The 12,260-nt window shown below is 68.3% G+C and carries 10 protein-coding genes; all 10 read right to left on the reverse strand.

Annotated elements, in window-relative coordinates; all coding sequences use genetic code 11:
• Positions 1-592, reverse strand: a 592-nt coding sequence (locus QOC69_RS13815; protein WP_526440372.1) for a GAF domain-containing protein, incomplete at its 3' end; no start/stop codon positions are given.
• 113 nt (positions 593-705) lie between these two features.
• Positions 706-1,017 (reverse strand): hypothetical protein, encoded by a 312-nt coding sequence (locus tag QOC69_RS13820; protein WP_526440374.1) that lies wholly within the window; start codon positions 1,015-1,017, stop codon positions 706-708.
• Between the two features lie 157 nt (positions 1,018-1,174).
• Positions 1,175-3,784, reverse strand: a complete 2,610-nt coding sequence (locus QOC69_RS13825) for a helix-turn-helix transcriptional regulator (RefSeq protein ID WP_526440376.1) — start codon at positions 3,782-3,784, stop codon at positions 1,175-1,177.
• A gap of 2 nt (positions 3,785-3,786) precedes the next feature.
• Positions 3,787-4,437: an FHA domain-containing protein gene (locus tag QOC69_RS13830; protein WP_526440378.1), complete on the reverse strand. Its 651-nt coding sequence runs from the start codon at positions 4,435-4,437 to the stop codon at positions 3,787-3,789.
• Positions 4,437-5,738: a vWA domain-containing protein gene (locus QOC69_RS13835; protein WP_526440380.1), complete on the reverse strand. Its 1,302-nt coding sequence runs from the start codon at positions 5,736-5,738 to the stop codon at positions 4,437-4,439. Before QOC69_RS13835 ends, QOC69_RS13830 begins: the two co-directional genes overlap by 1 nt.
• Positions 5,725-6,768, reverse strand: a complete 1,044-nt coding sequence (locus QOC69_RS13840; protein WP_526440382.1) for a PP2C family protein-serine/threonine phosphatase — start codon at positions 6,766-6,768, stop codon at positions 5,725-5,727. Before QOC69_RS13840 ends, QOC69_RS13835 begins: the two co-directional genes overlap by 14 nt.
• On the reverse strand, positions 6,765-8,966 hold the full coding sequence (locus QOC69_RS13845; protein ID WP_526440384.1) for a tetratricopeptide repeat protein: 2,202 nt from the start codon (positions 8,964-8,966) through the stop codon (positions 6,765-6,767). Before QOC69_RS13845 ends, QOC69_RS13840 begins: the two co-directional genes overlap by 4 nt.
• A complete protein-coding gene (locus tag QOC69_RS13850) occupies positions 8,963-10,108 on the reverse strand; it encodes a hypothetical protein (RefSeq protein ID WP_526440386.1) in 1,146 nt (381 codons plus the stop codon). Before QOC69_RS13850 ends, QOC69_RS13845 begins: the two co-directional genes overlap by 4 nt.
• Positions 10,109-10,110: 2 nt before the next feature.
• On the reverse strand, positions 10,111-11,079 hold the full coding sequence (locus tag QOC69_RS13855) for a glutamate ABC transporter substrate-binding protein (protein ID WP_526440388.1): 969 nt from the start codon (positions 11,077-11,079) through the stop codon (positions 10,111-10,113).
• Positions 11,076-12,260 (reverse strand): GlnX family signal transduction membrane protein (locus QOC69_RS13860; protein ID WP_526440390.1); only part of this gene is annotated, 1,185 nt, incomplete at its 5' end. The genes QOC69_RS13860 and QOC69_RS13855, both read right to left, overlap by 4 nt.

Consider the following 12,260-nt stretch of genomic DNA (forward strand, 5'->3'; position numbering starts at 1 on the left):
CCAGCTCGGCCCCCCTGGACTCGAGTCGCAACGCGATGGCACCCTGGGCGGCGAATTCCTCGAGAAGCTCGCGTTCACGCTCGTCGAAGGGCCTGACGTCGGTCCTCCACATGGAGAGCACCCCGACGACCTCGTCCTGAAGAATCAGCGGCGTGGAGAGAAGGGTGCGAAAACCGGTAAGTTTCTGGAGGTCGTGGCGCCCGTACTCCGCATCGCTGAGCACGTCGGCAATCTGATTGGTCCGCATGTCCTCGGCCGCGCGCCCGACAGTCGACGATCGGCTCCTGGCAATCGGGTGGTCCAGCAGGTAGGCGCGATAGGCGTCCGGGGTCTCCCCGGAGACCCGCTCGACGCGGAACACGTCGCCCTCGAGGAGGAACAGCTGGACGGCCTGCGCTCCGCACAGGCGCGCGGCGTACTCGAGCACGGTGTCGAGTACTTCCCCGGGGTTGTCGACCGCACGGCCGAGCGCCAGGAGGATCTGGCGGCTGGCCGCGGACTGATGGCGGGCGTCTCGTAACTCCTGGAACTGGCGGGACGAGTCTCTAGTGATGCGTGTCGTGCGAGACGAGCGTTCGCTGGAATCGGTCACAATCCCCCCTTTTCTGACCACGTCACTCTGAGCATTAAACGCTGGTCGGGGCCGTGCAGGTGCGGGTTCACCGTTCGAGGGCGGACCCGGCTACCTGCACATCCGATCGGCGGTCAGCAGGTGATGTCGACGTAGACGGTCTTGCCTGTCACCGTGGTGACGATGTCGAAGGCGGATCCGGGTAGACCGGACCCGGTATCGCTGTGCGAGAACGTCTGACCAGGGCGAACTGCGTTGACGGTGCACTGCGCCAGCGGTGCGGTTCCGGTGCGATTCACGACGACCTCCAAGCCCTGCGCACGCAGGTGGTCGATCGTGGCATTGACCGACGATGGGCCGGCCGGAGCGGCGTTGGCTGGTGCGGTCAATCCGAGTGCTGCCGCGGTGAGCGCGCCGGCAGCGAGGGAAGTGAGGAGTTTCTTCATGGTTCTGCCTTTCTCGTATTCCTATGCGGATTCAGTTGTCTTGCAGTAACTCCGCAATGGAATCGTCGCTCGCGTCCGGTGCGACGAGACCAGTAGCGCGCTACTGCAATCTCGCCCGGTTTCGGCGGGGCACTACTTAGCCGCGGAGCGCCGCGTGTCAGCGGCGACGCACCAAGTTGGCGAGTTCGTCGCGGCTGGTGGTTCCGGTCTTTTTCATGGCCCGGTGGATGTGGCTCTCGACGGTGCGTACCGAGAGCGTCAGTCGCTCGGCGATCGCGGGGCTCGACAAGCCGGCGGCGATCAACATGGCGATCTCGCGTTCCCGGCCAGTCAGTGGTAACTCCTCGGTGGCCTGGCCGAGTGCCGGCGTGCTCGCGCCGCCGCATTGTTGAGCGAGCCCATCCGCGCGCGTCGAGCATGTCAACGCCGATCCACGCTGATCGTGGCGGCGATACGCGATGGCGGCGTGCGCGGCCGCATCTACGGCCGCGACGAGGTCGCCCATCCGCTCGAAGTCCTCTGATACCGCGGCCAATTCCGCGGCATCGCCGTCGCGCAGGGCCTCGGCGAACCGGGCCGCAAGACCGACGCGTGGCCCCTCGACGATCGCCTCAAGCTCACGCAACCGCCGGGCGCCCGAACGGTCCCCGAACTGGGTGGCGGTCTGCAGGCAGCTCACTTCCGCCGCGAATTGCCTGCTCGCTCCGGCTCTTTCGGCCGCCGACAGCAAGATGGCGATCCCCTCGCTGACGGCGCCCTGGCCGGCGGCGAGCCACGCGCGGGCCAGGCTCCGCTCATAGTCCAGCGATCGGAATGGACGCCGCAGCTCGTCGAGCGCGACAAGCGCAGCGGCTGCCTCGCCCGTTGCACCGCGGATGGCGAGAGCAGTCGACAGAGGGAAGTGATACCGGTATCCCCAGCCGATGGCGTGACCCGAAGCGGACAATGCCACCGCCGCCTGCTCCAGCATCGAACACGCGGTATCCAGGTGGCCGGCACCAAGTGCGGCCCGACCCGCCACCGCAGCGCCGAGCAAGTGTGCAGCCCCAGGGAGATCGGCTGCCTGCTCGCGCACCCGCTCGGCCACCTCAACGGCCTCGATTACCCGGCCGGACAGCAACAGCGCGCTGACGTGCGCATCGGCGATGTTGAACCTCATCTGCGGAGCGTCGAAGGAGCGTGTCGCAACGGTGTATCCGGCGTCGGCGACGGCCACCGCTTCGGTGGTGCGACCCGCATCGGCGGCAATGGCAGCGAGCGCCCAGGCGATCTCGGCGTCGGCGACGGCGGGCAGGTCGTCCAGCGCAAGGTGTTCCGACGCCTGCGCCGCCAAACCCGGCTGGTCCACCGCAAACCAATACACCGTGAGGAAGGCATCGATGTAGCTGCGAGCCTGCGGCGACGTCGTGCGCGACGCGTCGTCGATGAGCTCTTTCGCGCGCTCTGGGTCGGCCAGCGCCCAGAGCATGTTGCTGGCCCGCAGGAACGCAAACCTGGCGCGGTCGCCGTCGGTCAACTGGCCGGTGGGAATCTCGGCGAGCAGCGCCTCGGCCTCCTCGCCGCGGCTGAGCCACGACAGTGCGTGCGCACGAACGAAGTTCGCTTCAGCTCCCGCTCCGGCGCCGATCGCCGCTTGCGCCAGTCGATCGGCGAGCGGCAGATCCGCCAGCCACACCGCGCCGTGGGCTGCCCTGACGAGCAGGTCGGCGTCGGGTGTGAGGTCGGAATCGAGACTCAAAGCGGCGCGGCGCACCACGACCCCGACGTCGTCGCGGTCATCGGACGTGGCCAGTTCGGTGGCGACCAGTCCGCGCAGTCGCCGCAGCCGGATGGGCCCCGCACGCTTCCTGCGCACTTCACCGTAAAGGGGATGCGCCACGCGCACCTCGACACCGCCCACCGCGGGCTCCAGCATGATCAGGCCACGCGTGTCCGCCTCCTCGACCGACGCCGGATCGGTGATCCGGGTCAGGGCCGCCAGCCCGATCGGCTCCCCCACGGCCAGCGCATCGATCACATCGGCGACCGGCGCGGGCAGGTCCCCGATGCGGGATTCGATCAGCTCGACCAGGCCGGGCGCCACGATCGGGTCACCGCTCCACCGCCAGTGCTCGTCCAACACTTCGAGCCGACCGCCGGCGACCTCCTGCTCGACGATGTTGCGCAGATACAAGGCGTTGCCGCGAGTCAGCGTCCACAGCCGCGCAGCGGCATCCGGATCCACCGATCCGTCCAACGTGGCTGACAACAGCGTGGTGGCTTCGTCGAGCGACAGCGGCTGCAGATCGAGCCGGTCGAACTGGCTGTCCCGCCAAATCGCCTGTACCGCAGTGGGAATCGGTTCACCGTCGCGCACGGTGAGCACCAGTTTCGCGGCGCCGCGCTGCATGATCTGTTCCACGACGAATGTCGAGAGATCATCGAGCAGGTGCACGTCATCGACACAGACGACCACCGTGGTGCCAGCTGGTGCGGCAGTCAGCGCCTCGATCACCCCGCGCACCAACTGAACGGTGTCGGTGACCCCCGACTGTTCCCACGCCGTGAAGGCGCCCAGCGGAAGCGTCCGCGCCGAGGATGTGCCGACCGCCCACCGGCCTTCGCATCCCCGCAATACCGCAGCCGACAACGCCTCACGCGCGATCCGACTCTTCCCGACCCCGGCCGCCCCACACACCACGATCCCGGCAACGTCCGGATCCACGATGGCGGCCTCGATGGCACGCATCTCCTCCGAACGGCCGGTCAACGGCCACGACAAGCGCATCCCTACCGGCCCTGCATGATCCTGATCGTGGTCCATGCACCGACGTGGATGCGATCGCCGTCGGCGAGTGGGGTCTCCTCGTCCTTCTTCAGTCGATCGTCGCTGCCGTTGAGGCTGGTCCCGTTGGTCGATCCCAGGTCGGTGACGGTGAGTCCCGAATCGCGGATCCGCAGCACCGCATGCTGCGAGGAGACGCCGCGGTCGGCGGGGTGGATGCCGAGGTCGATCTCCGGTTGCACGCCCTGGTCACGGTTGTGCCGTCCGATCAGTGCGGTGTTGCCCTGCAGGGCGATTCGGCGTTCGGGGAAGAACGCCGGGAACTCGACGGTGTCGGGCCCTTCGCGGGCGAGAACGCGTTCGTAGAACTCCCGGTCGGCAGCGACGACGGCGGTCCATGCCGGCGCGGGTTCATTGGCCGGCGGCGGGGGATGCGCGGGATCACGCTTTGCCGGCTCGGGAAGCGCCGAATCGTGTCCACACGCTTCACAGAAACGGCCGCTGACCGGCGACTCGCACGCGGGGCATGCCTTCACCCCGCCAGCAGATTGCGGAGTGGCGCTTGCTGGTTCGCTCTGCGGTCCTCCGATCGGGGCCCCGCACACGTCGCAGTAGTCGGCGGCTACCGAGACGTGTCCTTCGGCGCAGGTCGGCATCAGCTCTCCTTCCGCACTCGGGCAGTTCTGGTCGATCGCGCGTCGAGGGCCATCTCGTCTGCCTCGGCGACCTCGCGTCGCAGCCGGGCGGTGCCGGTCCGCTCGTCGACCTCGATGACCCCTCTGAGCAGCTTGGCCGTGCCGTCGTTGCCCGACTCCACCGCGAGCTCCATCGCGCGCTGCAACTTGGCGGTCGCGGTCGCGACGTCGCCGCTCTTGCGAGCACTCAACCCTTCCTGCACGGCTTGGGCCAGCTCTTCCTGGCCCGTGTAATGCGCCACCCTGCGACTGATCCTGGCCGACAACGCCGTGTCCGCGGTCCACACCGCCTTCACCAGGCCCTCCCCCAGAACCTCGTCGCCCGCGACGACACTCACCCGCATGGCCAGTTTCTCGCGTCCGGCCGCCGCAGGTTCGACCTCGACCTGAATGTGGTAATCACGGTCCTCGGCTCCCCACGAGCCCAGCGGGTACTCCCCGACCTGATTTCCCGAGTCGACCCGACGGTGGGTCAGGTCCTCGACGGTCGGCGCGACTTGTTTGACGAACTCGATGCGGGCGGCGGCCGGTGTCCACAGACGCAAGGTCAGGTCGGGTATCGACTTGCTCATCGAGGTGCGCATCATCGCCGCGAAGTCCTCCTCGAGGTCTTCGGGGTCGGCGACGATGTCCACGGTTCCCAGCAGTGCCGACGAGATCGACCGCAGCTCCTCGACGTGCCAGCTGGTGCCCACACCCCGGCAGTCGCAGGTGAATTCGCCCTCGCTGAGCGCGATTTCCTGCCGCAACTCTTCTGGGGTTTCGTGCTCGTCCTTGCCGTCGGTGAGCAGGATCGCGTGAATGATCGCCCCGGGGTGCTGGACGACGATTCCGCGGACGTGCGCGAGCCAGGTGCCCATCGCGGTCCCGCCACCGGGCCGCAGGCCGTCGACGGCGCGGGTGGCCGCCGCCCTGGTCGCAGCGCTCGCCTGCGTCGGCCACCCCTCCAGTGGGTAGACGAAGGAGGCCTTCTCGGTACCGGCGATGATCGTGAAGTAGGTGCCGTCGACGAGTTCGTCGATGGCGGCCGCGGTCGCGCGTTTCGCCGCGTCGAACTTGGCCACCGGTGACAGCATCGAGCTCGAGCAGTCGATGATGATGGCCTCCACCCGATCCGCAGGCGCGCCCGATCCAGAGGCGCTGGCCGCGACATCGTCTCCTGCCGCGATGCTGACGATCGCGTCGACCGTCCCGGTTCCCTCGGCGAGATAGGGATTGTGGTCGACATCAACAGAGATGCCTTGTCGTTCAGGCGAACTCATGAGCTTCTCCGATCGGGATCACTGCGACGGTGATGTTGTCGTGCCCGCCGGCGCGCAGCGCATGTTCGACCAGTGCGAGCGCTGCCGCGGCGGGTTCGGTGCCGGTACAGAATGGTGCGATGTCGGCGGCGTCGGGCAGGTAGTTCCAGACTCCGTCGGAGCACAGCAGCAGTGAACCCGGTCCGACGACGGTGATCGCCTGAACGCTCGATTCAGACCATGGCTTCGCATCGGCGTCCGCCCCCAGCCAACGGGTCAGGGTGTGTGCGCCGCGTTGCACGGCCTCGGAGTCGGCCGACGCCCCGGCAGTGATCAGCTCCTGGGCCAGGGAGTCATCGACGGTCAACTGTTGCGGGGGTGCGGGCGGGTGGGGAAGCCAGTACGCCCTGCTGTCGCCGACGTTACCAACCGTGATCTGCACTGCCCCTTCGGGAGTCGGGACGACCGTCGCCGCGGTGTACGTGCACGACGGCGCGGCCGACGGATCCGCACCGGTCCCTGCGGCGACCGCAGCATTCGCCGCGTCGGCCAGACCCGCCAACACGGCCGTGCGCCCCTTGCCGGATGAGGTGAGGGCCGCGAGCATCGCATCCACGCCCGCCTTCGATGCGGCGACCGCGGCCCGATGCGCCTCGCCCGAGGTGGAGACGCCGTCACACACCGTAACGGCGATGGCGTACGGGCGCCCGGTGCCGCTGTCGACCGCCATCCCGGCCGCGGCGGCGTCCTCGTTGCGGGCGTGTTCGAGACCGCGGTCGGTGATCAGCACGATCCGGCCGAGCTCGGCCTCGTCGCGATCGGGTTCGACCCGCCGATGGCCGCAGGCGGTGCAGTATTCGTCGACGTGGGTCTCGTTGCCGCAGTCGGAGCACGGTGGCTCACGGCCGTCAGCGCCTTGCAGGGCCGTGCGGTCCCGCGGGATGGCGACCCGCCGCATCTCTGCCAATGCTGCTCCGCAGCTCTCACAGAACCGGTCGGCGCTCCGACTGATCGCCGCGCATTGCGGGCACGCACCCTGCTGACCGGTCATACCCGTGTCCTCGGCCGAATCTCGTTTGCCTTCTCCACCAACGCGATGCGCTCCCATGTGTCGGTCGTCTCGTGCGCCAGCTCGCGGTAGCACTGTTCCATCCCCGTCCGGATGCCGGGTTCGTCGAAGTCCTCACCGAGAAACCGCGGGGCCTTGGGCGTGTTCCCCGCCTGCAGCCACCCGAGCGCCGCGCCAAGCACCCGCTGCCGGATCGTGGCGCGTTTGGCGGCCGACTCCAGGGCCAATGCCCCGGCGCGCTTTCCGGCATCGAGCAGCGTCTGTTCGTTCAGGTCCTTGGCTTCTCGGCGGTCGAGCATGATCTCGATCGCGGACGCTCCTGCGGCGGTGAAGTGCGCTGACGCCGGGGGGATCTGGTCCAGCGCAGTAATGGCCTCGGCCCGGCCTCCCACCCGTGCATGTTGCCTCGCGAGCCCGAATGCGGCGCTGACGTAGCTGCGGTCCGTTCGCCAGACCGTCTCGTAGTAGCGCGCTGCGTCGTCGCGGGCGTCGCGCAGTTCGGCGGTGGCCGCGATCGCCAGTTTGGGTGCAAGCTCGCCGGGCAACGCAGCCAGCACTTCGTTGAAATCGGCGGCGGCCTTGTCGAATTCGCCCTCCAGCAGTGCGCATTGTCCGCTGTACCAGGTCAGCCGCCAATCGTCGGGTATCACCGGGGCGAGCTCGGCGATCCGTTTCCTGGCGTCCTTCGGCGAGCCGATCTCGAGCGACGCCCGGACCAGTCGCAGCGGCATCTCAACCGAGGAACTCTTGACCTGGTTCGTGCCACCCCGCGCAAGGTAGAGCGCGTGTTCGAGTTTGGCGGGCGGTGTCCCGCTGGTGGTGGCGAGCACTGCGGCACCGGAGTCGGTCGGGTCGACCACGGGGACGGGCAGCGCCGCTATCACGTCAGCGGGTACCACCGGTACGTCCCGGCCCGCGCCGTACACCGCACGCTGCGGACTGAAGTAGTTCGACATCCGTGGCTGCGCGATGTCGGCGTCGACGGCGACGATCTCGTGCAGCACCCCGGTCAGCTGGTCGGCCAGCTCTTCCATGGACGAGAACCGTCGCTCCGGATCAGGGTCGGTGGCGCGGAGGATCGCGCGGTACAACGATTCGTGTTTCGCGAGTACCGGCGTGGTGGCCGGGCCGGGCAGCCCCTCCACGAAGTGTCCGTGCTCCTGTGGCACGTCCATCACCAGAACGGCGAGCGTCCGCCCGACCGTGTATACGTCGCTGGCGACGGTGGGGCCGGTCTGGGCGATCTCGGGCGCCTGGTAGCCGACGGTCCCGTAGATCGCGCTTTCCTCGTCGTCCATGGCGACCACCGCACCGAGGTCGATGAGCTTGAGCTGCTCGTCGGTCTGCATCACGTTGTCCGGCTTGAAGTCACAGTACGCAAGCCCTTGCGCGTGCAGGTAACCGAGTGCCGGTGCGATCTCGACGATGTAGGCGACGGCCTGGTCGGGCGGAAGGGGTGCGTTGCGGGCCTTGCGGATCTGCTTCAGCGACGTGCCGTCGACGTATTCCATCACGATGTAGCCGACCGGGACGCCCGCGCCGTCGACGTGCTCGACGAAGTTGTAGATCTGAACGATGTTCGGGTGTTGCACCTCGGCGAGGGCGAGGACTTCGGCAGCGGCGGCGGCCATGGCGTCGGCATCGCCGGAGTTCAGCAGGCCCTTGAGCACCACCCACCGATTGTGCACGTTGCGGTCGATCGCCAGATAGATCCAGCCGAGCCCGCCATGTGCCAGACAGCCCTGCACTTCGTATTGCCCGCCCGCGAGGTCACCACGAGAAAGCTTGGGAACGAACGAGTATCGCGTGCCGCACTGGGTGCAGAACCCCTCCGGCCTGCCGGGGCGTCCGTCCGCGGCACGCCCGACGGCCTCGTGGCATTCGGGGTTGCCGCAGAACCGCTTGCCCTCAGGTACCTGCGGGTCGGTCATGATCGCCGCGACCGGATCGCCTCTCGGTACGCGCGGCATCGCGACGACCCCGGCGCCGAGGCGGCCGCGCGTGCTGGCAGACTTCGACGACCCGCTGCGCACCGTTCGCGCCGATCGCGCCGATTGAGCGGTCGAATCGCTCCGTGCCGTCGCCGCAGGCTCCTGCGCACCGGCTGTGGGCGCGGTGCCGCAGACGTCGCAGTAGCCGCCGACGACGCTCCCACCGCATCCTGGTTCGGCGCACCTCATCTCGTCCTCCCCTGCTTCTGCACGATCAGCTGCTGGAAGTCCGTGATCGCGCGGGTCACGGCGCGGAGATCGCACGGCTGCCGCGCCAACAGGCCGGCAGCGATCCGGCCGGACGCCAACATGTCTGGGTCCTCCCCAAGCCCGAGCCTGGCCGCCTTCGCCTGGTATGCCGTCAGCCGCCCCGACAGTTCGCTGCGACGGTCCAGCAGGCCCTGCGCGAGCTCCTCGTCCTCGCCCATGACCCGTAATGCCGACTCGATCCGCTGCCGCAGCAACCTCAGCGCCGCCGGATCCGGTGCGGCGATGGCATCGAGCGCTGCGCGAAGGTCCGGTTCGGCATCGGCGTGCACCGGTAGCGGCCCGGACACCACGCTCTGTTCGGCGCGCGCGCGAATCCGTGCCGCTCGCTGTGTCGCGTCCCGCAGCGCATCCAGCCGCACGGCCGTCGCCGCGAGGACGTCGGGCCAATTCCCTTGTAGCGCAGCCAGCTCGGCGAGTTCGGCCGCCCGGTGTTCGATACCATCCTCGATGGCGCTGATGCGCCGCTCGACCTCTTGCGTGGTCAACGAGAGCGGATCGGTCGCGGAAACGGTCAGCAGGTCGCCGATCTCCTTCGGGCCTGCCACGCCCGCCTCGTCGAGCCGGTCCTGCGTCGGCCCGAGCCGTTCCGCGACCAGCGAGTTGACTCCGTCGACGGAGTCGAAGAACTCCGCCACCGCGGGGTAGTCGGCGCGCATCCGGTCCACGATGCCCGCGAGCCCAATCGACTCGACCGTTTCAGCGGGACCCGTGATCGCGCGCTGAGCGAACGGGATTCGCTGGCGCGATACCTCGAGCGGACGCCCGAACAGCAACCTGGTCAGCTCGGCGCGGTCGTCGTCGTCGACGTGGGATCTGCGCGCCCGCACCGTCCGCGCGGAGTCCAGGATCGACGTCATCCGGCCCAAGTCCTCCCACAATTGCGCGAGCGTCTTCTCGATCACTGCCCAGCGTTGCGCGGTCACGCCCGTCGGCTCGTAGCGACGCACGTGCTCCAGCCCCGGGTGGCTTTCCAGCTCGATCAGCGTCGCCGACATGGCGGCGACTTCCTTGGTGCGCGAGGCGAGTTCGCGATCGATCCTTTCGGTGTCCTCATCGGTCATGATCAGTCCTGGTACCGCGGCATCGGCGGGCCGGGCGACGGTCCGAGGCTTCGTAGCCGGGCGTTGTAGAGGCGCTCCCATGTCCCATCGGCACGCATCTCGTCGAGGACGCCGTTGACGAATCGAACCAGGTCCTTGTTCTCGAGCTTGATGCCGACGCCGTAGGGCTCGACGGCGATGCTGTCACCGACCACCTCGACATTCGGATCCTGCCTGGCAAGCCCGGCCAGCACAGAGTCGTCGGTGCTGATCGCATCGACCTGGCCCTGTTGCAGCATCACCAGGCAATCGGTCCAGCTCGTCACACCGAACACCTTGGGCTTGGACTCCAGCGCGAGCAACGCCTTCAGCGAGGTCGTGCCCGTCGCAGCACACACCCGTTTGCCCGCAAGTGCAGCGGCAGAATCGATTCCCGACCCTTTGACGGCGAGGATCTTCTGGTTGGCGTTGAAGTACGTCGTGGAGAACGCGACGATCTTCTTGCGGTCACAGGTGATCGAGTAGGTCCGGACTACCACGTCCACCTCCCCTGACTGCAACGCCGCTTCCCGGTGGCCGGCTTCGACCACCCGCAGATCGATGTGGTCCGGATCGCCGAAGATGGCGCGCGCAATCTCACGGGCGACGTCGATGTCGAAGCCCTCCAGTTGGCCCGACGAGGGGTCTCGGAAGCCGAACAGATACGTGTTCTGGTCGACGCCGACGATGAGTCGTCCCCGCTCGGCGATCGCCGCCATCGTCGAGCCGGGCGGCATGTTGCCCGGCCTGGGCTGCGGACCGGGGCGCAGGCTGGCTTCCCGATCGCCGCAGTCGGCGCTTTCCGCAACGGGCGCCGCCGTGGCTTCTTGTGCACCGGAAGGCAGCGCCTCGATCGGCGCGACCGCCACCGACGACGACGGTGTCGACGGTGATCCACACCCCGCAGCGGCCAGCATGACTGCGATCAGCGCCGGGACGACTCTTGCTCTCATAGGAACTCCTTGAGCCGGGGCCACAACCCGACGACCGCCGCCGCAGCAGCGACCACCATCAGCACAAGCGTCCCGGTCGGACTCCACGCCAACCATGCACCGGCCGCTGACACTCGATCGCGCAGCGTGGTGCGGGTTTGCTCGATCTCGTCGCGCAGGCTTGCTTCGACGATGCCGAACTGCGCGGCCGAAGCGCCGGGATCGGTGCCGATCGCCTGCGTAACCGCGGCAGAGTAATCACCGCCCAAGTACGCCTCCATCTGCTTGTGGTGGCTGGCGGTCCATTTCGCGACACCGTCCGCGGGGGCGGACGATCCCGTGCCCAGGTGCGTGCGCAGATCGTCGATACGGCCATTGAACGACGCTTCACTTGCGGTCGCGTCGCCACGCGCGATCAGCTGCAGGGTCTCGTCGGTCCGGGCCTGCTGCGCGAGGATGCGAGCCTTCGCGAGCTGTTCGAACCTCGCGGTGCCCTCGGCTCGGCTGTCCTCTATGGAGCTTGCCGCCAAGCGGGTGGCCACGACGATCCACGCGATGACCAGCACCACTACGGCCGCGGCGACGACGAGCCCGATGTTGAACTGCCGGTTCGTGCGGCCACTGAGCATCACCGAGCCGACGCCGATGGCCACCAGGACGAGCACCAGCAATACGAGGCCGACTATCGGCGCCGAGCCGACGGCGCGCTGGTCCTCGTCGACCGCGGCAAGATCGCCGGTGAAGATCCTCTCGGCACCGGGAAGCAGCGTGGTCTGCATCAACCACGACGCTTCCCGTAGGTAGGCGGACCCGACGGGGAGCAGCTGCCGGTTGTTCGCCCGCGCCGACTCGACCAGCCCCGTGTACGCAGCCAGTTGGGCCGATATCTCCGCCACCGCCTTGCGGGTATCCGCATCGGTGGCTCCCGCACTCGTATCCGCCAGTGCCGATGCGGCGTCCGCCAGGGCTTGCTGATACTTCGCCCGCTGCGGGGGTGTCTCGATCCCGGAGAGGTATGCCGTTGCTGCGGCGGCGTCGGCGGCCGACAGGGCGGCGTACAGGTTCTGCGCCGCGTAGGCGAGCGGCTCGGAATGGTCGAGAACGGCGTTGTGCTCGGCGATCCGCCCGTCGAGCTGCGCCCCACACACCAACCCAGCGATCACGCAGCCCGCCGTAACGGCGACCGCGATCACGGCGACGAC

It is taken from the genome of Mycobacterium sp., assembly GCF_032162105.1.
In the GTDB taxonomy this organism is placed as follows: Bacteria; Actinomycetota; Actinomycetes; order Mycobacteriales; family Mycobacteriaceae; genus Mycobacterium.